This is a genomic window from Streptomyces sp. NPDC048002, from assembly GCF_040653275.1.
Lineage (GTDB): Bacteria > Actinomycetota > Actinomycetes > Streptomycetales > Streptomycetaceae > Streptomyces.
On record NZ_JBEZNL010000012.1, the window covers coordinates 1 to 20,753 of the forward strand.

Annotated in this window: 16 protein-coding genes and 1 pseudogene; 4 read left to right on the forward strand and 13 right to left on the reverse strand. The window is 72.7% G+C overall.

The features are described 5' to 3' along the window. Nucleotides 1-111: 111 nt before the first annotated feature. Nucleotides 112-384: pseudogene (locus tag AB0E07_RS17310) on the forward strand (methyltransferase domain-containing protein); the annotation flags it as partial. Between the two features lie 2 nt (nucleotides 385-386). On the opposite strand, the gene AB0E07_RS17315 reads toward AB0E07_RS17310, so the two are convergent. Then, on the reverse strand, nucleotides 387-887 hold the full coding sequence (locus tag AB0E07_RS17315) for a DUF402 domain-containing protein (protein ID WP_362251945.1): 501 nt from the start codon (nucleotides 885-887) through the stop codon (nucleotides 387-389). Further along, nucleotides 868-1,797: a GNAT family N-acetyltransferase gene (locus AB0E07_RS17320; RefSeq protein WP_362251948.1), complete on the reverse strand. Its 930-nt coding sequence runs from the start codon at nucleotides 1,795-1,797 to the stop codon at nucleotides 868-870. The genes AB0E07_RS17315 and AB0E07_RS17320 overlap by 20 nt, the downstream gene beginning before the upstream one ends. A 72-nt stretch (nucleotides 1,798-1,869) precedes the next feature. Here AB0E07_RS17320 and AB0E07_RS17325 point away from each other — a divergent pair, with 72 nt between their 5' ends. Further along, nucleotides 1,870-2,241, forward strand: a complete 372-nt coding sequence (locus AB0E07_RS17325; protein ID WP_362251951.1) for a GntR family transcriptional regulator — start codon at nucleotides 1,870-1,872, stop codon at nucleotides 2,239-2,241. A gap of 19 nt (nucleotides 2,242-2,260) precedes the next feature. On the opposite strand, the gene AB0E07_RS17330 is transcribed toward AB0E07_RS17325, so the two are convergent. Further along, nucleotides 2,261-3,355, reverse strand: a complete 1,095-nt coding sequence (locus AB0E07_RS17330) for a DUF5925 domain-containing protein (RefSeq protein WP_362251955.1) — start codon at nucleotides 3,353-3,355, stop codon at nucleotides 2,261-2,263. A gap of 132 nt (nucleotides 3,356-3,487) precedes the next feature. On the opposite strand from AB0E07_RS17330, the gene AB0E07_RS17335 reads away from it, so the two are divergent. Continuing rightward, nucleotides 3,488-4,897 (forward strand): xylan 1,4-beta-xylosidase, encoded by a 1,410-nt coding sequence (locus AB0E07_RS17335; protein WP_362251958.1) that lies wholly within the window; start codon nucleotides 3,488-3,490, stop codon nucleotides 4,895-4,897. Nucleotides 4,898-4,921: 24 nt separating this feature from the next. On the opposite strand, the gene AB0E07_RS17340 is transcribed toward AB0E07_RS17335, so the two are convergent. The 7 genes from AB0E07_RS17340 to AB0E07_RS17370 form a co-directional block, all read right to left on the reverse strand. Beyond that, nucleotides 4,922-8,686, reverse strand: a complete 3,765-nt coding sequence (locus AB0E07_RS17340; protein ID WP_362251961.1) for a lipopolysaccharide biosynthesis protein — start codon at nucleotides 8,684-8,686, stop codon at nucleotides 4,922-4,924. After that, nucleotides 8,679-9,452 (reverse strand): polysaccharide deacetylase family protein, encoded by a 774-nt coding sequence (locus AB0E07_RS17345; protein WP_362252413.1) that lies wholly within the window; start codon nucleotides 9,450-9,452, stop codon nucleotides 8,679-8,681. The genes AB0E07_RS17340 and AB0E07_RS17345 overlap by 8 nt, the downstream gene beginning before the upstream one ends. A 307-nt stretch (nucleotides 9,453-9,759) precedes the next feature. Continuing rightward, nucleotides 9,760-10,749 (reverse strand): glycosyltransferase family 2 protein, encoded by a 990-nt coding sequence (locus tag AB0E07_RS17350; protein WP_362251964.1) that lies wholly within the window; start codon nucleotides 10,747-10,749, stop codon nucleotides 9,760-9,762. After that, nucleotides 10,746-11,567 (reverse strand): glycosyltransferase family 2 protein, encoded by an 822-nt coding sequence (locus AB0E07_RS17355; protein ID WP_362251967.1) that lies wholly within the window; start codon nucleotides 11,565-11,567, stop codon nucleotides 10,746-10,748. Before AB0E07_RS17355 ends, AB0E07_RS17350 begins: the two co-directional genes overlap by 4 nt. Before the next feature lie 337 nt (nucleotides 11,568-11,904). Further along, nucleotides 11,905-13,002 carry a GNAT family N-acetyltransferase gene (locus AB0E07_RS17360; RefSeq protein ID WP_362251969.1) on the reverse strand — a complete coding sequence of 366 codons (1,098 nt, stop codon included), beginning with the start codon at nucleotides 13,000-13,002 and terminating at the stop codon, nucleotides 11,905-11,907. Between the two features lies 1 nt (nucleotide 13,003). Continuing rightward, nucleotides 13,004-13,447, reverse strand: coding sequence for a hypothetical protein (locus tag AB0E07_RS17365; protein WP_362251972.1), 444 nt, complete (start codon nucleotides 13,445-13,447; stop codon nucleotides 13,004-13,006). A gap of 139 nt (nucleotides 13,448-13,586) precedes the next feature. Continuing rightward, nucleotides 13,587-14,795 (reverse strand): S8 family peptidase, encoded by a 1,209-nt coding sequence (locus tag AB0E07_RS17370; protein ID WP_362251975.1) that lies wholly within the window; start codon nucleotides 14,793-14,795, stop codon nucleotides 13,587-13,589. A gap of 317 nt (nucleotides 14,796-15,112) precedes the next feature. Between AB0E07_RS17370 and AB0E07_RS17375 the strand changes: the two genes are divergently transcribed. Then, a complete protein-coding gene (locus AB0E07_RS17375) occupies nucleotides 15,113-15,907 on the forward strand; it encodes an SGNH/GDSL hydrolase family protein (RefSeq protein WP_362251977.1) in 795 nt (264 codons plus the stop codon). Between the two features lie 84 nt (nucleotides 15,908-15,991). On the opposite strand, the gene AB0E07_RS17380 is transcribed toward AB0E07_RS17375, so the two are convergent. From AB0E07_RS17380 to AB0E07_RS17390, 3 genes are read right to left on the reverse strand one after another with little or no spacing between them, the layout of a single operon-like run. Further along, entirely contained in the window at nucleotides 15,992-17,590 is a 1,599-nt protein-coding gene (locus AB0E07_RS17380; protein WP_362251980.1) for a serine/threonine-protein kinase, read from the reverse strand. 51 nt (nucleotides 17,591-17,641) lie between these two features. Next, entirely contained in the window at nucleotides 17,642-19,354 is a 1,713-nt protein-coding gene (locus AB0E07_RS17385) for a nickel transporter (RefSeq protein WP_362251983.1), read from the reverse strand. Continuing rightward, nucleotides 19,351-20,661: a tetratricopeptide repeat protein gene (locus tag AB0E07_RS17390; RefSeq protein WP_362251986.1), complete on the reverse strand. Its 1,311-nt coding sequence runs from the start codon at nucleotides 20,659-20,661 to the stop codon at nucleotides 19,351-19,353. The genes AB0E07_RS17385 and AB0E07_RS17390 overlap by 4 nt, the downstream gene beginning before the upstream one ends. Nucleotides 20,662-20,753 lie beyond the last annotated feature (92 nt).

Sequence of the window (20,753 nt, forward strand, 5' to 3'; positions counted from 1 at the left end):
CAAGGCGCCGGAGCGCCCTAATAGCGGAGCTATTCGGGCGTTTCGGCAACGCGGCGAGCGTGCGTGCCAGGCGTCGCGGGGCAGGCGGGACTTTCAAAACACGCCCTACACGACGCCCTGCTCGTCCGGCACGTCCTGTGGGCCCTGCCCGACCCCGGACGCGCCCTGCGCCACTGGCGGGGGCTGCTGCGGCCGGGAGGCCGGATGGTGCTGATCGAGGGAGTCTGGGGCACCGTCGACCCGGCCGGCATTCCGGCCGCCCGGCTCACCGCGCTCCTCGGACCGCTCGTCGCCGAGGTGCGCCTGGAGCGTCTGTCCGGCGACCCCCTGCTCTGGGGCAGGCACGTCGACGACGAGCGGTACGCGGTGGTGGCCCTGCTGTGAGGTCAGTCCAGGAGAGTCGTGAAGGCGTCGGTGCGGGCCCGGGTCTCCAGTTCGGCGAGGGCGGCGAGGGCCGCCGCCGCGGCCGACGGGTCGCGGTCCCGCAGGCCGCTCTCCTCGAACTCGTCCTCGTCCAGGCGCAGCACGTCCGTGCCGTCGGCCGAGCGCCACAGGTCCAGGTCGAGGTCCTCCACGGTCAGCTCCGTGCCGGAGAGGGCCGCCGGGCGGGTGATGTCGCAGTACCAGCCCTTCAGTTCACCCGTGGCCGCGCGGACCTCCTTGACCGCGTACCAGCGGTCCCGCCAGTAGTACTCGGTGAACACGTCGCCCGGTTCGAAGCGCACGAAGCCGAAGTCGCGGACTCCGGCGCCCGCCCAGGGGGCGCGCACGGCGACCCGGACGCCGTCGTCGGAGAGGAGTTCCGCCGGGTAACCGATCTTCCTGCGGCCGCCCTTGACCAGGACGACCTCCACCGTCGCGCCCGGCTCAGCCGAGTTCGCGGACATACCGCACCTCCGTCGCGCAGATCTCGTATCCGAACCACTTGTTGATCGCCAGCATCGGCCCGTTGCCGGTGTCGTTGCCCGTGAACGCCTCCGTGTACCCGGCCGCGCGCGCCCGGTGCAGGGAGTCGTTCTTGGCGAGCTTGGCCAGCCCCCGGCCGCGGAAGGCGCGGGCCGTGCCGGTCATACCGGTGGAGTACCGGGTGCCACCGTCCGTGCGGGCGGCGCTGAACGCCACGGGCCTGCCGTCGACGACCGCCACGGTGGTCAGCTCCAGGTCGGTCAGCGGATGCCGCCAGGTGTTCTCCAGCCACGCCTCGTAGTCGGTGAGTTCCGCGCCCGCGTCGCCGGGCTCGTCGGAGGTCACCTCCGCGTCCAGGGCGAACATCGGGCGCGGGTCGTCCGCGAAGGCGGAGGCGGGGCGCAGCTCCACACCGGGGGGCGGGGCCTGCAACTCCGGCAGGGTGCCGTGGGCGAGGTCCAGGCGCAGGAAGTGCGCGGAACGGCTCGGCCGGTAGCCGCGCGCCTCGGCGAAGGCACGGTTGCCGGGCTCGTCCAGCACCCAGGCCAGCAGCCGGACCGCGCCGTGGGCGGCCAGATGCTCCTCGGCCGCGCGCAGCAGCAGCCCGCCGGCGCCGCACCGGGTGTGCTCCGGGTGCGTGTACACGTTGACGAAGCCCTGGCCCGGCTCCGGGCTCTCGTGCAGCAGACCCACCTGCGCGGTGCCGATGATCTCGCCGTCCCGTTCGGCCACCAGCGGCCGGTAGCGGGCCTCGGGAGGGATATGGGCCAGGTCGTGGGCGAGGGAGTCGGGGCTGACGACGAAGAACGGCAGGGCGCGGTGCCGGACCGCGGTGAAGCCCTCCAGATCCGAGCGCACCGCGGGCCCGATCTCCCGCACGATGACAGTCATGTGGCCGCACGTTACGGGCGGGCCGCCGCACGCTGCCTCTCATTTTCCGGCGGGTGCGGGACAATCACCTGCGTGACCTTGAAGATCCACATCGATGACGGCGCACCGCCCTACGAGCAGGTGCGCGCGCAGATCTCCGAGCAGGCGCGGGCCGGGGTGCTGCCGGTCGGGTACCGGCTCCCCACGGTGCGCGGGCTCGCCGAGTCGCTGGGGCTGGCCGCGAACACGGTCGCCAAGGCGTACCGGGCGCTGGAGACCGACGGGGTGATCGAGACCCGCGGGCGCAACGGCACGTTCGTCGCGGCGGCCGGCTCCGCCGCGGAACGGGAGGCGTCGGCCGCCGCGCAGACCTACGCCGAGCGGGCCCGCCGGCTCGGCCTGGACGAGGCCGCCGCCCTGGACGCCGTACGCGAGGCCCTGCGGGCGGCCTACGAGGAGAACTGACCGGGGAACGAGCGCCGGCCTACAGGTACAGGCCCGAGTCGGCGCCCTCGCGGGGTTCCGGGAGGGAGGTCGGTGACGTGCCCCGGCGCAGGGCGTACAGCTCCGCCAGGGTCGCGCCCTCGCGGCCCACGCCCTCCTCGGTGCCCAGCCAGCCCACCGCCTCCGTCCGGGTCAGCGGGCCGACCTCGATGCGGGCCAGACAGCGGCCGGGCCGGACCACCGCCGGGTGCAGGCGCTCCAGGTCCTCGTTGGTCGTGACCCCGACCAGGACGTTGCGGCCCTGGCCGAGCAGACCGTCGGTGAGGTTCAGCAGCCGGGACAGCGCCTGCCCCGCCGTGTGCTTGGCCTCCCCGCGGATCAGCTCGTCGCAGTCCTCCAGGAGCAGCAGCCGCCAGCGGCCCTTGCCGGAGGCGTCCTCCTCGCCGATGGCGATGTCCATCAGATAGCCGACGTCGCTGAACAGCCGCTCGGGGTCGAGCACGCAGTCCACCTGGCACCAGTCCCGCCAGGAACGGGCCAGGGTGCGCAGCACGGAGGTCTTGCCGGTGCCGGGCGGACCGTGCAGCAGGAGCAGCCGGCCCGCGATGTCCTCGGGGGTCGTCTTCATCAGACGGTCCATCGCGTCCGCCACCGGCGCCGTGTAGTTGGACCGCACCTCCTCCCATGTGCCCGCCGAGATCTGGCGGGTCGTGCGGTGCGGGCCGCGCCGGGGGGAGTTGTACCAGAACCCCATGGTCACGTGCTCCGGCTGCGGTTCGGGCTCGTCGACCGCGCCGTCGGTGGCCTGTTCGAGGACCTTCCTGGCCAGGTCGGCGCTGGTCGCGGTGACCGTGACGTCCGCGCCGCGGTTCCAGCGGGAGACGAGCACGGTCCAGCCCTCGCCCTCCGCCAGGGTGGCGCTGCGGTCGTCGTCGCGGGCGACCCGCAGCACCCGGGCGCCCGGCGGCAGCAGGGTCGCGCCGGACCGTACGCGGTCGATGTTCGACGCGTGCGAGTAGGGCTGCTCGCCCGTCGCGAAGCGGCCGAGGAACAGCGCGTCGACGACATCGGAGGGGGAGTCGCTGTCGTCCACGGTGAGCCGGATCGGCAGAGCGTCGTGAGGGTTTGCGGACATGCCGCCATGATCGGGCACGGACGCCCTTCGCGCACCGGATTTCCCCCGCGGGCCGTTCACCGGAAACCTCTCGGGACTGTTCACCGCAGAAACCTGCCGCTGCCCCCGCCACCCCCGTTACCGTTGCCCTCGATGGGACGACATGGGTGGAATTCGGGGGCGCGGCGGTGGCGGCTCACCGCGCTGCTCGGTGTGGGCGCGGCCGCGCTGGCCCTGCTGGTGACCCTCCTCAACACGCTGCCCGGCGACGGCGCGAGCACCGAGGGCACCTCCCCCGACGGAGACAAGGTGCACGGCACCCCCGCCCCCACGTCACAGTCCGCGAAACCCGAGGTCGGCTGGGGTTTCACCCACACCCAGTTCAGCGCCGACGAGGGCGACCCGGCCGCCGTGCGACGGGTCGAGGGACGCCTCGCCGAGGCACGGCTGCCGCAGATCCAGCACCTGATGGGCTGGGGCGCGAGCAATCCCGAACCGGTCCCGGGCCGCTACGACTTCGCGGCCATGGACCGGCGGATCGACTTCGTCCGCGCCTCCGGCGGCACCCCGGTCGTCACCCTGTGCTGCGCCCCGGACTGGATGAAGGGCGGCGAGGCCGGCGTCGACCGCACCGACTGGAGCCAGGCCGCCCTGGAGACCGCGCCGGACCCCGAGCACTTCGACGACTTCGCCGCCCTCGCCGCGACCGTCGCCCGACGCTATCCGGACGTACGGCACTTCATCGTGTGGAACGAGTTCAAGGGCTTCTGGAACGACGCCGAGGGCCGCTGGGACCACGAGGGTTACACCCGGCTGTACAACCTCGTGTACCGGGCGCTGAAGAAGGTCAACCCCGAGATCCAGGTCGGCGGCCCGTATCTGGTGATGGACAGCCTCGATCCCCGTGAGGCGCACGCCTCGAAGACCTTCAAGGGCGGTTGGGGTGCCATGGACCAGCGGGTCCTGGACGCCTTCGACCACTGGAACGAGCACAAGGCGGGCGCCGACTTCGTCGTGGTGGACGGCTCCAGCTACACCCGGGACGACGAACTCGTCCCCGACGAGTTCACGGCCACGGAGAAGTTCACCGCCGTCGGCGAGTGGGTGCGCCGGCGGACCGGCGGTGAACTGCCCCTGTGGTGGGCCGAGTACTACGTCGAGCCCGGCGACGGCGACGACAACCGGCACGGCTGGTCCGAGACCCGCCGGGAGGCCGTGCACGCCGCCGGACTGATCGCGATGGCCGAGGGCGGCGCCACCTCCGGCTTCTACTGGAACCCCGAGGCCGAGACGGGCGGCGAGTGCCCCGGCTGCCTGTGGACCCCCACCGAGGGCGCGGACGGCGGACGCCAACTGCCCCTGTACGACCTGCTGTCCCGGTTCGCCGCCGCGTTCCCGCCGGGCACGGAGTACCGCACCGTGGCCGCCCCGCCCCGGGTCCGGGTCCTGGCGACGGACCGTACGGCCCTGGTGGTGAACACCCTCGACCGCTCCACCAGGGTGACCGTCGACGGCAAGCGGATCACCTTGCAGGCGTACCAGGTCAGGTGGCTCGACCGGTGAACCGGGTGAGCCACCCGACCACCCTCACTTGATCGTCAGGAACCGCTGTACCAGCGAGGCCAGCAGGACCGCGAGCAGCGGCAGCGAGAACCAGAAGCCGCTCTGCAACCGGCGCAGTTGGCGCACCCCGGGCCGCACCGCGACCCGGACCACCTCGCGCGCCGTCAGCAGCACGATCAGCGCCAGCGCCGCCAGCCCCCCGACCACCGACCACGGCGTCCAGGTCACCTGCGGCCCGACCGGCCCGGGATCGGCCTTCGGCACCTCACCGGCGGGCCGCTCGCGCAGCGCGTACATCGTCACGTCCTCGTTGACGAACACCTTCCGCAGTTCCTGACGCCGGTCCAGGTGGTACAGGAGCCTCGGCTCCCAGCTGGCCGAGTAGCCGACGTCCAGCCGGAGATAGGTGACCTGACCGCGGTTGATCATCAGATACGAGTGGGGGCCCGCGTCCCTCAGCGCCTCCACCAGCCCCGACACCAGCACGGGGTCGGTCGGCGCGAGCGTGGGAAGGTACTCCACCTTCTCCATGTCCCGCGCGCCCCACGGCATCGACGGCGTCACGACGTTGACGGTGTCGTTGCTCAGCCACAGCAGCCGCACGCTCGGATCGTCGTGCGCGTACACGAACTCCATCGCCGCGACCTCGCCCGGCCGGACCCGCTCGAACGGCTCGTTGCCCCAACGGGCCACCAGGAAGCCGCCCATGAGGACCAGGCCCGCCATGAACGCCGCCAGCGGGGCCAGGCTCACCCGGTCCCTGTCGCGTTCCTTCGCGGTGACGCCGGTGCGCGGGAAGAGCGCGAGGCCGGTGAGCAGGGCCGCGCCGGGCAGCGCGAACATGAAGACCCGCAGCGCCATCTCGCCGCCGTAGCTCTGCATGCCGAAGCCGAGGAACGGGACGAAGGTGAGGACCAGCAGCGAGCGCTCGCGGTACTTGTGGTCGCGGCGCCGCCACCAGCCCCAGCAGGCCAGCGCCATCACCGAGCCGGCCAGCAGCACCCGCACGTACAGCACCAGCTTGTGGGTGGAGCTGCCGCCCTCGATCCGGCCGGACACCGACGAGGAGACATTGGAGCCGACCCCGCCGACCCCGCCGAACAACTCGTCGAAGTGCCCGGACCAGTACGGCTCGGCCATGAAGCCGATCCACGACACCACCAGCACCCCGAACAGGATCGGCAGCCCGCGCAGTTCGCTGCGGCCCACCAGCACCAGTGCCGTCAGCACGCCCAGCATCATGAACGGGGTCAGCTGGTGCGCGGGCACGCACACCGCGAACAGCGCGATCAGCACCAGCAGCAGCCCCGCCCGCTGCCGCCGGTCCGTCGGCTCGACCTCCAGCTCGCCGGGCCGCACCTTCGTCCAGATCACCCGCGGCGCCCGGAACCACACCAGCAGGATCGCCGCGAACGCCAGGTACAGCAGATAGGTGAAACCCTGCGGGGAGAAGTAGTCCTGGCCGACCCAGCCGCTGAGCACGAACACCCAGATCCCGGTCCACCGCGCCCGCCAGCTCGCCCGCATCGAACGGGTCAGCAGGAACATCGGTACCAGGTACAGCAGTTGCATGGTCAGCGGCCACCAGCGGATGACCTCGGTCAGGTCCGAGACCCCGCACGCCTGCGCCACGAACGCGGCCACCGCGAAGAACCCCGGCCAGCTCCACCGCGCGTCCAGGTCCGGCACGGCCGACCCGGTGCGGTCGATGTACTCCAGGAAGCCCAGGTGCTGCCAGGCCGTCGCGAACCGCGGTTCGGTCTCGATCAGCGCGGGCAGGGCGTGCAGCGACACCACCGTGGCCAGCAGGGTGACCAGCAGCAGCGCCCGGTGCTCCCGGCCCAGCCACAGCAGCGAGGCGAACACGGTGACCAGCAGCCCGGCGCCGATCAGCGTGGGCGTCGGCAGCACCGAGATCAGCCCGAGCCCGCCCATCGCGTCCAGGTCCGCCTCGCCGAGCCGAAGCGCGGGCACCCAGTACAGCAGCAGCGCGGCGGTCAGCAGACAGCCGAGGACCACACCGGTCCGGGTCGGCGGCGTGCCGAACCGCTCGACGGGCAACGGCCCCTCGGGCTCGCGCGGCTCCTCCTCCCGCACCGCCTCCGGCACGTCCGGGACGGCCTCCCGCTCCTCCGCCTCGAACGGTGCGTCCGGGACAACCCTCCGTTCCTCGGCCTCGAACGGCGCGTCCGGGACGATCGCCCGTTCCTCGGCCTCGAACGGCGCGTCCACCTCCGGCTCCGGCTTCTCCAACGGCAGCCCCACCGCCCAGGTCGGCCGGTGCCCCGGCCCGCGTACCGCGGGCAGGCCGGTGGGCGGAGTGCCGGGGCCCGGCCGGACGTCGGGCCGGCGCTCCAGATGGTCGAGGTCGACATGGATGCCGAGGCCGAGGGTGTCGGAGTCCAGCGCCCAGCCCTGCCCCCGCTCGCGGGCCCCGAGGTCGGCGAGGTCGCCGTCGGGCGCGGAGTCCTCGGGGACCTCCGGTGGCGCGGTCCGCACCGTCCGGTAGAGCTTCGGCGCGGCTATGGCGACGATCACCGACAGCGCCACTATCTCGGCGACACCGGCACCGGTCAGCCCCATCCGGGGGAGCAGCAGCAGCGTCAGACCCAGCACCAGCGCGCACAACAGGCCCTGGAGCCAGGCCAGTCCGGCGGTGCGGCTCTGCGCCCGCAGCACCGCGAAGTACGTCTCCATCACCACGCGCAGCAGCCCGCCGACGGCGAACCAGCGCAGCAGCGGTGTCGCCGCGTCCGCGTAGCCCCCGCCGAACACACCCAGGATCCACGGGGCGCCGAAGAACAGCACCGCCGAGACCGGGATCATGATCCGTGCCATCCGCTTGAGCGCGGCCCGGGTGTTGGCGGCGAGCCGACCCGGGTCGTGCGAGCCCTCGACGGTGAGCGAGGCGCCCATGTTGATGGCGAGCAGGTTGACCGTGCCGCCGATGGTGGCGGTGATGTAGAAGTAGGCGTTGTCCTCGGAGCTGACCTGCGCGGCCACGATCACGGGGATCAGGTAGACCACGGCGAGGGAGAACAGCGAGCCGGTGTAGTCGCCCGCCAGGAACCTGCCGATCTCCTTCAGCGACGGGGTCTTCGCCCGCTCCTCGGTCGAGGTCACGTGCCGCGGCACCAGCCGCCGGAACACCAGCCAGCCCAGCGGCAGTACCGAGATCGCGATGGCCGCGACCCAGGAGACGAACACCCCGGTGGTCGGCACCGCCGCCGCGAACGCGACCAGCAGCCCCAGCTTCACCGCCGAGAACGCGGTGTTGCCCACCGGCACCCACAGCGCGCTGCGCAGCCCGGTCAGCACCCCGTCCTGGAGCGTGAGCAGGTTCCACGCGACGACGGCGACCACGAACCCGAGCCCCGCCACCGGCCCGTCCAGGAACCGGTACGACGGACCCCACAGGTCCAGCGTGACCAGGAAGACACCGGCAGCCACCGCCACCACGACCGAACTTCCCGCGTACGTACGGAAGATGAGCCGTCCGGTGGCCCGGCCCGCGATCGGGATGAACCGGGCGAGCGCGCCGGTCAGGGTCACCGCGGTGAGACCCGCGAGGAACTTCATCGCGGCGATGGCGGCCGAGCCCTGGCCGACCGCGGACTCGGAGTAGTAGTGGGCCGCGGCCAGCCAGAAACCGAGACCGAGCACCGCGGAGATACCGGTGTTGAGCATCAGCGCGTAGGCGTTGCGGAACAGCTGGCTGCCGCGTCCGGGCGGGCCGGGCGCGCGGGCCGCGGGCTCGGCGGTCTCGGTCGTGGTCGTGGTGTCAGACACGGGTTCGGACGGCCTTCCGGCGTATCTGGCGTGCTCTGCGGACCATGGCGTAGCCCTTGGTGAGGGCGAGGTCCCGGGCGAAGGTGCGGGTGATCGCGCGGCCCTCGACCAGCCGCCGGAACTCCTCGGCACCGGTGCTGCGGCGCACGGTCACCCGGCGCAGCGCGTACGGCCCCTGACGGCGCCGGGCCAGCCCGTTGCCGACGGCGAGCGCCTGGGCGTACCCCGTCTCGCGGACCGCCTCGCGGACCCGGCGGCTGGAGTAGCCGTAGGGGTAGGCGAACGAGGACGGTACGGTGCCTAGCTGGTCCGAGACGATCTCCTTGCACAGGATCAGCTCCCGGCGCAGAGGGTCGTCGGGGAGCTGGTCGAGCTGGGGGTGGGTGTGGCTGTGTCCGCCGATCTCCACCCCGGACGCGGCGAGTTCGCGCACCTGGTCCCAGTCCAGCATGGTGTCCAGGGCGCCGCCGGTGTCGTACGGGCCGCGCAGCCAGCCGGTGGAGACGAACAGCGTGGCCGGGAAGCCGTGCTTGGCGAGCACGGGCAGGGCGTGCCGGTGCACGCCCTCGTAGCCGTCGTCGAAGGTGATCAGGAGCGGGCGCGCGGGCAGCGGGCGTCCGTGCCGCCAGTACGCGGCCAGCTCGGCGGTGCCGACCGGGGTAAGGCCCAGGTCGGCGACGACCGCCATCTGCTCGGCGAACGCCTCCGGCGTCACCGACAGGGCGCGGGTGGCGTCGTTCGGCGCCGACGCCACCGAGTGGTACATCAGGATCGGCACGGCGGCCGGGCCGGAGGTGTCCCTGCCGTGGGGCGCGAGGGCTGGGCCTGAGGTGTCCCTGCCGTCGGGCGCGGGGGCTGGGCCGGCGATGCCCCTGTCGTTGGGTACGGCGGCCGGGCCGGAGGTGTCCCTGTCGTCGGGCTCGGCGGTCGGGCCGGCGATGCCCCTGTCGTTGGGCACGGCGGCTGGTCCGGAGGTGTCCCTGTCGTCGGGCTCGGCGGTCGGGCCGGAGGTGTCCTCGTCGTTCGGCTCGGCGGCCCGGACGGAATCGTCGCGCCGTTCGTGTGCCGCCGGTTCACCCATCGCCGCACCCCTCGATCCCCGCCACCGAGTACGTCACCGCGCCCTGGCGTGCCCGGACGCTCCCGACGACATACCCGCCGGCCGCCGTCAGCACCCCGGCGACGATCGCGCCCGCCCGGCCCGCGCCTCCCGGCCGGGCCAGCAGCGCGTCCCGTACCCCGCGGACCACACCGGCCGGCAACACCCGGGTGGTGTACCGGCGTTCGGACTCCAGGCCCTTCTCCGCCCCGACGCTCCTCGCCACCAGCGCCTTCGACAGGCCCTCCGCGTAGGAGCGGGTGCGGAAGTACCGGAAGTGCTCGCGGGCCTCGGGCACCCGGTGGTGGATGATCGCACGGTCGTCGATGAGCAGGACCGCGTCGGGCCGGGCCTGCGTCAGCCGGATGCACAGCTCCGTCTCCTCGCAGCCCAGCGGCCGTTTGTCGCCGTCGCGCCCGATCCCGGTGGCGAAACCGCCCGCCGCGTCGAACGCCGTACGGCGGAAGGAGGCGTTGCCGCCGAGCACGTTGCGCACCCGGACCCGGCCCGGCGGCAGACCGCGGTAGGTGCAGCCGACCACCCAGTCGAACTCCTCCGGGAACCAGGCCGGACGGCGGCCCGAGGCCCACACGGGCTCGGTGCGGCCGCCGACCGCCATGACCAGCGGATCGGCGTAACCGGCGGCGAAGTGCCGCAGCCAGTCCCGCTCGGCGACGGCGTCGTCGTCGAGGAAGGCGATCACCTCGCCGTAGGAGGCGGCGATACCGGTGTTGCGGCCGGCGGACAGGCCGCGGGGACCCGCGTTGGCGAGCACCCGCACGTCCGTGGCCTCCTTGTACTCCTTGGCCAGGCGCTCCCGGAGGGGATCGTTGTGGTCGACGACCAGCAGCGTCTCCAGGGCCGGGCGGGACTGCGCCCGCACCGAGGCGACCGCCGCGAGGATGTCCTCCCAGCGGTCCTCGGTGTAGACGCAGATCACGACGGAGATGTCGGGACCGCTCAAGACACCTCTCCCCGGACCGAGTCGAGCATCGGGGAGCGCTCGGCGCGACGGCGCAGGTCACGCCGGTTGGAGCGTTCCCTGAGGATCACGTTGAGGACCCGGAACCCGTCCCGCACGGCCCGGAGATTGCTGGTGCCGTGGATGCGGAGGTACTCGTGGCTCGGTATCTCCTGCACCCGCAGGCCCGCCTTGACGACCCGTATGTTCATCAGGGTCTCCACCTCGAAGCCGGTGCAGTCGAGGTCGATCTTGTCCAGGCAGTGCCGCCAGAACGCGTTGTAGCCGTAGCAGAGGTCGGTGTAGCGGGCGCCGAACTTGCGGTTGACGACGGCGCACAGGGCACGGTTGCCGAGCTTGCGGATGAAGGTCATGTCGTCGGTGCCGCCGCCGTTGGCGAAGCGTGACCCCTTGGCGAAGTCGGCGCCCGAGACCAGGGCCGAGACATAGCTGACGATCTCCTGCCCGTCCGCCGAGCCGTCCGCGTCGACCATCACGATGATGTCGCCGCTGCACGCCTCGAACCCGGTGATCAGGGCGTCCCCCTTGCCCTTGCCGTGCTGCTCCACGACCTTCACACCGGGCCACAGCCCGCGGGCCACTTCGACGGTGTCGTCCGTGGAGTTGCCGTCCACCAGCACCACTTCGTGGATCCAGTCCGGCAGGGTCTTGAAGACGTACGGCAGGTTCTCCGCCTCGTTCATGGCCGGGATGACCACGCTCACCGGTGGCGCGATGGCCAGGTGCGAGGAGACGGGCCGGTAGGCGCCGGCCGTGCGGTACTGGTCGCCCGTGGTCGCCGGGCGCAGAACTGAGCTCATGAGTCTGGTCCCTCTCGTCCGGTGGACCGCCCGCCCCTGGGGCGGCCCGGTTGTGTGTCCGGTTCGAAAGGGGGGTTATTCACTGGCATAACTCACCGGCTCCCGCGGAAAGCGACAGCCGATTGCGCGGCACGCCCCGGTCGCACGTACCCCCAGGTACGCAGGCCGAGTGCGGCACCCCCCTACCGCGCCCCGCGCCGGCGCCACCGCGGCCCTGAGCCCTCCCCTGGTCCGCGTAGGTGGTGGTCCGATGCGGGTGAGATGTACGACGGTATTGACGATTGCGTCCGTATGGCAAGACCTGGAACGAGGCCTCACGTTTTTGTTGGTTTTTCCGTTACCGCCGAACTGAGCGGATCTTTCCCACTCGCTTGAGCAGCCGGTCGGCGGGTTCGAACAGCTCCGGACGGGACACCACGGCATTGCGCAGTGCCCGGACCGGGGCGCGGCGGGCCCGGTGTCCGAGCGCCACCGGATGACGGCGGGTCACCCACCCCTCGGACACGCTCAGCTCGCGTGACTTCAGGGAGTCCTTGTACTCCTTCTGACCCCGCCCCAGGTCCAGTTGGGCGATGCCGTCGGCGGCGGCCGCCTCGGCCATCCGCAGGTGCAGCACCAGACCGGGGGAGTACTTCGAGAACGCCGGGTCGTAGGCCGGGAACCAGCAGGCCAGCACCCGTTCGCTGCGCAGCCCGAAGTGCGCGGCGATCGGCCGGTCACCGGCGTACAGCACCGAGAGGACCCCCGCGAACGACTCGCCGCGGGTGTGGAACAGCCGCTCCACCAGCCGGGTGATCCACTCCTGGGCGAACCGGTCGCTCCGCCCGGTCCTGCGGTACTGCGCCGACTTCCACTCCATGAGCGTGCGCAGCGCCGCCGGGTCCCGCTCGTCGTGCACGTACCGCAGGCCCGGGTGGTCGCGGCCCAGCTTGCGCTCCTTGGCGAGCGTGGTCCGGGTGAACTTGGGGGAGCGCTCCCGCAGTCCGGCCAGATACGCCTCGTACCCCTGGTCCACGTCGATGACCGGTGACGGGAAGGTGCCGGTGGCCTCCGCCCCGAACGCGGTCTGCCCCTCGACCAGGTGGTCGAACTCCCACACCGCGAGCCCGCACGCCTTCAGCAGGTCCCGGGCGTCCCACGCGAACCCGGGCCGGTGCACCAGGCCCTGGGCGTCGGAGACCCCGAGCCCCACGGCCCGGCCGACGCCCGTCGCGGTGCGCTGGTACGCGAAGAACGCGGCCGGCTCGCCCGCCTCCCGCACCACCGCGATCCGTACGCCGGAGCGGCAACGGCCCACCGCGAGCGCGAACTCGGGGGACAGGAAGGGGTTCGCCAGCTCGGGCGATCCGTGCAGATGGGCCTTGGACTGCATCGCCGTCCACGCCGTCCGGTCGGCGGCGGTCAGCTCGCCGGGACGGTACACGCTGATGTCCACGTCAGGGAGTCCGCCTTCGTTCCGTACGGCCGCGCGGCCGTCGTACCTCTACGAGCAGGAGGATGAGGGCGCTCAGCGCGGTCACGGCGACGATGCCGCCGGTCGCCGACCAGAGGTGCAGGGCCAGCATCGACTGGGCCACCAGCATGTCGACGGCGACCGCGCCCGCCAGCGAGACCAGGGTCCGGCCGAAGGGGTCGAGGCCGCGCAGGGCGGTGGCGATGGCCGCCGCGGGGGCGGCCAGCAGGAAGAACAGCGTGAGCGGGCCGCGCAGCGGTGAGTCGCTGCCGACGAGGGCGAGCAGCGCGCCGGCCGCCCCCACGGCCGTCGCCGCGCCCGCCAGCAGCGGCGCCAGATCCCCCCGGACCGGCCGCGCGCGCCGGGCGCCGTCGGACGACGGTGCCTTCGGTCTTGTTGAAGACGTCTTGAGCCTTAAGGTCTGCATGGGCGACTTTGCCCCCCGAAGCGCCGGATGCCGGGCTTCAATGTGGCGCAGCCCCGCGGCGGCCGTCAAGACGGCGGGCCGGAACGACGGCTGTTCCCCGGAGGTGGTGGGGCACCCCCGGGGAACAGTGGATCCCCCGTTACGGGACGAGCTTCAGGAGCCGGTTCGGCGAGCCCGTGCCCGCGCTGGTGACCTTGCCGGTGGTGGCGCCCGCGATCAGTGCCGAGGCGACCTGGGCCGGCGTGGACGAGGTGTGGTTCGCCAGGTAGACCGCGGCCGCGCCCGCCACGTGCGGGCTGGCCATCGACGTGCCGGAGATGGTGCTGGTCGCGGTGTCGCTGGTGTACCAGCCCGCCGTGATCGACGATCCGGGCGCGAAGATGTCGAGGACCGAGCCGTAGTTGGAGTAGCTGGCCTTCGCGTCGGTGCTGGTGGTGGCGCCGACCGTGATGGCGGTGGAGACCCGGGCCGGGGAGTACGAGGAGGCGTTCGCGGCGCTGTTGCCCGCCGCGACCGCGTAGGTGACGCCGCTGGCGATGGAGTTGGCGACCGCGGTGTCCAGCGAGGTGGAGGCGGAGCCGCCGAGGGACATGTTGGCGACGGCCGGTCCGGTCGCGTTCTCGGTGACCCACTCGATGCCCGCGATGACGCCCGCGGTGGTGCCGGAGCCGCTGTTGTTGAGCACCCGGACCGCCACGATGTTCGCCTTCTTGGCGACGCCGTAGGTCGAGCCCGCGATCGTGGTGGCCACATGGGTGCCGTGGCCGTTGCCGTCGCCGGCGGAGGTGTCGCCGTCGACCGCGTCGTAGCCGTAGCTGGCACGGCCGCTGATCTGGGAGTGGGTGATGCGGACGCCGGTGTCGATGACGTAGACCGTCACCCCGCTGCCGGCGGTGTCGGGGTAGGTGTACGTGCCGGACAGCGGCAGCGAGGTCTGGTCGATGCGGTCCAGGCCCCAGGGGGCGCTCGTCTGGGTGGTGTCGGTGAGCCGGACGCGCTGGTTCTGCTCGACGGAGGCCACCGAGGGGTCGGCGGCGAGTCTGCGGGCCTCGGCGGCGGAGAGGGTGGCGGTGTAGCCGTTGAGGACCTTGTCGAAGGTCTTCTTCACCGAGCCGCCGTACTCCTTGATCAGGCCCTTGCCGGCACTGGAGGCCGCCTTGAGGCCGGTGCCCTTCTTCAGCGTGACGATGTAGCTGTCCTGGACGGCGGTGGGGGAGCCCGCGGCCAGGACCCTGCCCTCGGCCGGGGCGGCCTGGGCGGGCAGTGCGGTGAGTGAGCCCACGAGGGCGGCGGTCGCCAGGCTGGTTATCGCGGCGAACCGGACCTTCTTGCTACGCAGTTGTGCCATTACGAGGGAGTCCTCCTCATTGGCGACGCGCGCTTGGGTGGGGCACGCGTCTGTGGGGGGTGCGCACGTGATCGCGCGCACGGCCGCGGAGCGTCGCGTTCCCGCTACGGGCTGCATAAAGAGTGGGTGATCTACGTGCGTAGAACAAGGGAGTTGAGGGGCTGTCAACGAATCTGTCATGAGCACGTAATCAAACTCATGGTGAACACACAGGATGGGAAACGGTTCGGGGTGAGAAATATTGACATGAACACTTCCTGTCAACACGCGTAGCTGCTACGACAGTTGTGGCAGAGATCCTGCTAAAGGGAGGTTCCATGAGACGTTCCCGAATTGCCGCTTACGTCGGCTCGCTCCTCCTCGCCGTCGGAGCCGTCCTCACCGGCGCCGGTTCCGCACAGGCGGCCACCGGGCCCTACGTGGCCCTCGGTGACTCCTATTCCTCGGGTGTCGGCGCGGGCAGCTACATCGGCTCCAGCGGCGACTGCAAGCGCAGCACCAAGGCACACCCCTACCTCTGGGCGGCCGCCAACTCACCCTCGTCGTTCGCCTTCACCGCCTGCTCGGGCGCCCGAACGGGTGATGTTCTCGCCAACCAGCTGAGCCCGCTCAACTCCTCCACCGCACTGGTCTCCATCAGCATCGGCGGCAACGACGCGGGATTCGCCGACGTCATGACGACCTGTGTGCTCCAGTCCGACAGCTCCTGCATCTCCCGCATCAACACCGCCAGGGCCTACGTCGACTCCACGCTCCCCGGGCGGCTCGACAACGTCTACACGCAGATCCGCGCCAAGGCACCCAACGCCCGGGTCGTCGTCATCGGCTACCCGCGCTTCTACAAGCTCGGCCAGTCCTGCCTCGGCCTGTCCGAGGCCAAGCGCAAGGCCATCAACGACGCCTCCGACCACCTGAACGCCGCGGTCGCGCGCCGGGCCGCCGCGCACGCCTTCACCTTCGGCGACGTCCGCACCACCTTCACCGGTCACGAGATCTGCTCCGGCAGTTCCTGGCTGCACAGCGTCAACTGGCTCAACATCGGCGAGTCGTACCACCCGACCGCGTCCGGCCAGTCCGGCGGCTACCTGCCGGTCCTGAACGGCGCGGCCTGACCCTCCTCAGTAACGCGCGTCAGTAACGCGCGTCAGTAACGCGCTTCAGCAACTCGCTTCAGTAACGCGCTTCAGCAACTCGCTTCAGTAGCTCGGTGAAGGAGAAGCGGAGGCCCCGCCCGTCGGGGTCTCCGTGACACAGGTGACCGAGAACGGGACCGCGTTGGACTTCGTCTCCACCGGGTCCCGGACCTCGACGCTGATCTCGTTCCGGAAGGTCCCGCTCTCCTCGCCCGTCGTCACGAACGCGCGGTCCTGCTTGGTGCGGGAGCCGCCCTCGGGGAACGACAGCGTCTTCCAGCCGGAGTCCATCACATCGCCGTCCCGCGACACCCAGCGGTAGCTGACCTCCGCCGGCAGCCGCCCCGCCGTGAACGTCGCCGTGAACGCCGGGGCCTCCTCCTGCGGGGGCGGACAGGCGCCCTCGTACTCCGTGTTCGACCCGGCCAGCGTCACCTGCACGGACTGCGGTGGCGGGGTGTCGGACGCGCTCTCGCTCGGGCTCGGCGTCGGCTCGGCGCTCCCGGTGCCGTCGTCGTCCGTCTCGCTCGGCGTGCTCTCCGTCTCCGCCCGGCTGGTCGTACCGCCCGTGCCGCCGGCCTCGGTGCCGTCGTCCTCCTGGTTGAGCAGCGCGTACGTCAGACCGGCCAGGGCGAGCGCCAGCGCGACCGCGCCCGCGATCAGGGCGTAGGCGGCCCGGCGGTTGTGGTCCGGCGGTCCGGCGGTCGCGGCGGTCGGATTCGTGGTGGCGGCGGTCGGTGCGCCCGGGTGCGGGGCGGGTGCGGGCGGAGGCTGACGGTGTGCCGCGACCGTCGGGGAGTACGGCGTCGCCCGGACGGTCCCCGCGCGGGGTGTGCCTCCCGCGCCGATGACCCGCAGCTCCCGCTCGGCCTCCTCGGCGGGCAGCCGGTCGGCGGGGTCCTTGCGCAGCAGCCCCTCGATCACCGGGGCCAGCGGACCGGCCCGCAGCGGCGCCGGCAGCTCCTCGTCGACGATCGCCCGCAGGGTGCTGAGCGGGGTGTCCTGGCGGAACGGGGAGTTGCCCTCCACCGAGGCGTACAGCAGCACGCCCAGCGACCACAGGTCGGACTCCGGACCCGGGGTGCGGCCCAGCGCCCGCTCCGGGGCGAGGAACTCGGGCGAGCCGATCACCTCGCCGGTCATCGTCAGCGCGGAACTGCCCTCCACCATGGCGATGCCGAAGTCCGTCAGCACCACCCGGCCGTCGTTGGCCAGCAGCACGTTGGCCGGCTTCACGTCCCGGTGCAGCACCCCGGCCTCGTGCGCGGCCCGCAGCGCGGCCAGAACCTCCGCCCCGATGTGCGCCGCGCGCTGCGGTGCCAACGGGCCCTCGGCATCCAGGAGTTCGGCGAGCGAGATCCCGCGCACCAGCTCCATCACGATCCACGGACGGCCGTCCTGGGTGGCCACGTCGTACACGGTCACCACATTGCGGTCCGCCACCCGGGCCGCCGCCCACGCCTCACGTTCCAGGCGGGCGTACATCCGCTCCACGTCGGCGGCCGGCAGGCCGTGCGGGGCCCGTACCTCCTTCACGGCGACCTCGCGGTGCAGCACCTCGTCCCGGGCCCGCCAGACCGTCCCCATGCCGCCCTCGCCGAGCGGGGACAGGAGACGGTAGCGGCCCGCGATCACTCGTTCACTGCCCGGTGCGTCGGACACGGGCGCCCCCATTCGCATGCGCGCGAACTCTCCCTTTCCTCACAAAGTAGCTCAGCCGAGTGCCGATGCCGCCCCCTTGAGCACCAATCCGGCCCCAAGAGCTACGACGACCAACGCGGACAACAGCGGTGCCGTACGGCGGACCAGACCCGTCAGCGGATGTGCGGCCCAGCGCGGACGCCGCTCCAGCAGCCGGCTCGCCCCCGCCCCGAGCCGTACGACGGCGAACCCCGCCACGGTGAGGGTCAGGGCGAGCCCGAGCCCGTACGCCACGACGAGCAGCAGTCCGAACCAGGCGTGGCCGAGCGCTGCGGCTCCGACCAGCACGACGACGGCCGAGGGGCTGGGCACGAGTCCGCCGGCGAACCCCAGCAGGATCGTGCCGCGCACGGTGGGAGCGATGGTGTGGGTGTGCGTGCTGCCGCCGTGCGTGTGGGTGTGCGTGTGCGCGTGCGGGTGCTGGTGGGGGGTGTGGTGCGGGTGTTCGTGGTGGTGGTCGTGGCCGTGGCCGCGCTGGTCGTCGTGGTGGGTGTGGCCATGAGTACGGTCATGATCATGATGGTGGTCGTGCCCATGGCTGTGGTCGTGGTCGTGGTCGTGGTCATGGTCATGGTGGTGGTCGTGCCCGTGGTCGTGATGGCCGTGCTCGGTGGCGTGTGCGCCGACCAGGGCGGGGGTCCGCTCGGGTACCCGCGGCCGGGGAAGCGGACGCGGTTCGGTGCGGCCGTGGCTCCGGAGGTGCCAGGCGCGGCGCAGGAGGGTCGCTCCCGCCGCCGTGACCAGGGCGCCGCTCGCGATGCCGAGCCAGGCGATGACGGACGGCGCCGCCGCCGACCCGGCGGTGACCAGCAGCCCCAGCGCGACCACGCCCAGGGTGTGCGTGACGGTCACCGACGCGGCGAGCGGCAGCACGTCCTTCATCCGGGCCCGGCCGCCGCGGGCCGCCGCCACGGCCGCCATCAGCGTCTTGCCGTGGCCCGGCGCGAGGGCGTGCAGGGCGCCCAGGCCGACGGCGACGAACAGGGCGAGCGCGGCGAAGCCGGCCGTCAGGTCCTCGCGGGCGACCAGGGAGTCCAGGGCCCGCGTGAAGCGGTCGGCGCCGCGCGGCAGCACGGAGGCGGCGGGGGCGTCCCGCTCCTCCCCGGCCAGCGCGGGCCCGCCCGGCCGCACCCGCAGCGCGGCGGAACCGGTGTCGGCGGGCGAGGAGAGCAACTCCTCCGGGTAGGAGGTCAGTTCGCCGGAGAGCGACTCCTCCGGTACGTCGGAGGCGGCGAGCGTCATCCGGTCGCCGCGCGCCGTGACCTCCCGCCAGCCCGGACCGGCCTCCGCGCCCGCCGCACGGAACCCGATCTCCAGGCTCTCCGCGTCGGGCAGCGGGGCCCGCAGCTCGCACTCCACCCGCAGGGTGTCCAGACCGGCCTGACCGGGCCGTACCCGCACCCCGGCCCGCTCCACGGTGAGGGCGACCGTACGGCCGTCCACCGTGACCTCGCCGTCCCGGGCGGCGCTCGCGCACCTGCGGTCCGCCCACTCCGCGCGGCCCAGCCGCTCGATGTCCGGCGCGGCCTGGATGGCCGGGATCTCCGCGAGGTCCTCGACGTGCAGGACGCGCAGGGCGCCCGGTGCGGCGACGAGTCCGTCGTAGCGGTTGACGGTGAAGTTGCCGAGGGGGTGCGCGCTCGCGGGCGGGGAGGGGACCAGCACGAGCGCGCCGGCGGCCGCGAGGACGGCCGCCCCGGAGGCGGTGCGACGAGGGAGGTTCACTCGCCCGCCTCCATGTCCTTGAGGGCGGCGCGGGCCTCGCGGGCGCCGATCGGGGAGAAGCCCGGGTTGAGGCGCAGGGCGGCCGACAGGTGCGCGCGGGCGTCCCGTTCCTCGCCGGCGCCGCGCTCGATCATGCCGCGGTGGTAGAGGAACGTGGCGTTGCGGTATCCGGTGGCGGTCGCGCGGCGCGCGTAGGGCAGGGCCTCCTCGTCCTTGCCGTTGACGTGCAGGGCCCAGGCCAGCGCGTCGGCGGTGTGCACGGTCCGGCGCCGCTCCCACTCGGCGCGGGCCGCGCGCAGGGCGGTACGGGCGTCGCCGTGGTCGGCGGCGGCCAGCGCGGTGTCGAGGTCGACGTTGACGCCGTTGGTGCGGGCCAGCGCGGTCCACGCGTCGACCAGCGCGTACTGCTCCTCCGCCCGCTCCCGGTCGCCGCCGGACGCGTACAGCTCGCCGAGGACGACCAGCGGCCCCGGCAGCGGTGACCGCGCGACGACGGCCTCCATGCCGCGCACCGCCGCCTTCCGCTCCCCGGCGGCCGCCTGCGCCCGCGCCCGGCCCTCCAGCGCCGGGAGGTAGGTGTCGTCGGCGGCGAGTGCCCGCGCGTAGTACAGCAGTGCCTCCTCGTGGTCGCCCCGGTTCCAGGCGAGCTGGCCCAACTGCCCGGCCACGTACGCGACGTCCGCGGGGGCGGTCGCGGAGGCCAGCGCCTGCTTCAGCACCCGTCGCGCGGTCGTCACGTCGCCCCGCAGTTCGCGGACGTAGGCGTACCGGGTGAAGACGGGGACACCGGGCCGGCGTTCGTCGGCGGTGTCGGCCGCCTCGGCGGCCTCGTCGTACCGCCCGAGTTCGACCAGGGCGTCGACACGGGTGGCCAGCGCCCGCTCGTTGTAGGGGTTGGCCCTCAGCGCGCGCTTCGCGTGGGCGAGGGCGCCGGGGAAGTCGTGCCGGGCCGCCGCCAGGGCGGCGCGCCCGGCGAGGGCCTGGTCGTTGTCCGGCTCCAGCTCCAGCGACCGCTTCAGCGCCCGCTCCGCCTGCGGGTACCGCGAGGGGTCGCCGTTGGTCCTGGCCTGTTCCACGTAGGCGAGTCCCAGAGTCGCCCAGCCGCCGAAGTCCCGTGGCTGCGCCCGCAGATGGCGTTGGAGGGAGGACACGTCGGTGTCGAGGTCCCCCGAGGTCAGGCCCACCGGGGCGACGGCGGGGACACCGCCGCCCGGGGTGTCCTGCCCGCCCCCCAGGGCGATGGCACCCGAGGTCAGCGCGACGGCCAACAGCGCCGCGCACCAACCGAGTCGAGCCCGCGAGTTCATGCTCTCTCCTGGATCGTCGTACGCCCGACGGACGCTTGATGAGTGCCGCGGTGGGGTGCGGGGGGCCCGGCCGACCGGTCAAGTACCGCCGA

Coding starts and splice junctions, on each gene's coding strand:
- AB0E07_RS17315 (WP_362251945.1), bottom strand. CDS start 887: ATGTCCGCGAACTCGGCTGAGCCGGGCGCGACGGTGGAGGTCGTCCTG.
- AB0E07_RS17320 (WP_362251948.1), bottom strand. CDS start 1,797: ATGACTGTCATCGTGCGGGAGATCGGGCCCGCGGTGCGCTCGGATCTG.
- AB0E07_RS17330 (WP_362251955.1), bottom strand. CDS start 3,355: ATGTCCGCAAACCCTCACGACGCTCTGCCGATCCGGCTCACCGTGGAC.
- AB0E07_RS17335 (WP_362251958.1), top strand. CDS start 3,488: ATGGGACGACATGGGTGGAATTCGGGGGCGCGGCGGTGGCGGCTCACC.
- AB0E07_RS17345 (WP_362252413.1), bottom strand. CDS start 9,452: ATGTACCACTCGGTGGCGTCGGCGCCGAACGACGCCACCCGCGCCCTG.
- AB0E07_RS17355 (WP_362251967.1), bottom strand. CDS start 11,567: ATGAGCTCAGTTCTGCGCCCGGCGACCACGGGCGACCAGTACCGCACG.
- AB0E07_RS17365 (WP_362251972.1), bottom strand. CDS start 13,447: ATGCAGACCTTAAGGCTCAAGACGTCTTCAACAAGACCGAAGGCACCG.
- AB0E07_RS17370 (WP_362251975.1), bottom strand. CDS start 14,795: ATGGCACAACTGCGTAGCAAGAAGGTCCGGTTCGCCGCGATAACCAGC.
- AB0E07_RS17375 (WP_362251977.1), top strand. CDS start 15,113: ATGAGACGTTCCCGAATTGCCGCTTACGTCGGCTCGCTCCTCCTCGCC.
- AB0E07_RS17390 (WP_362251986.1), bottom strand. CDS start 20,661: ATGAACTCGCGGGCTCGACTCGGTTGGTGCGCGGCGCTGTTGGCCGTC.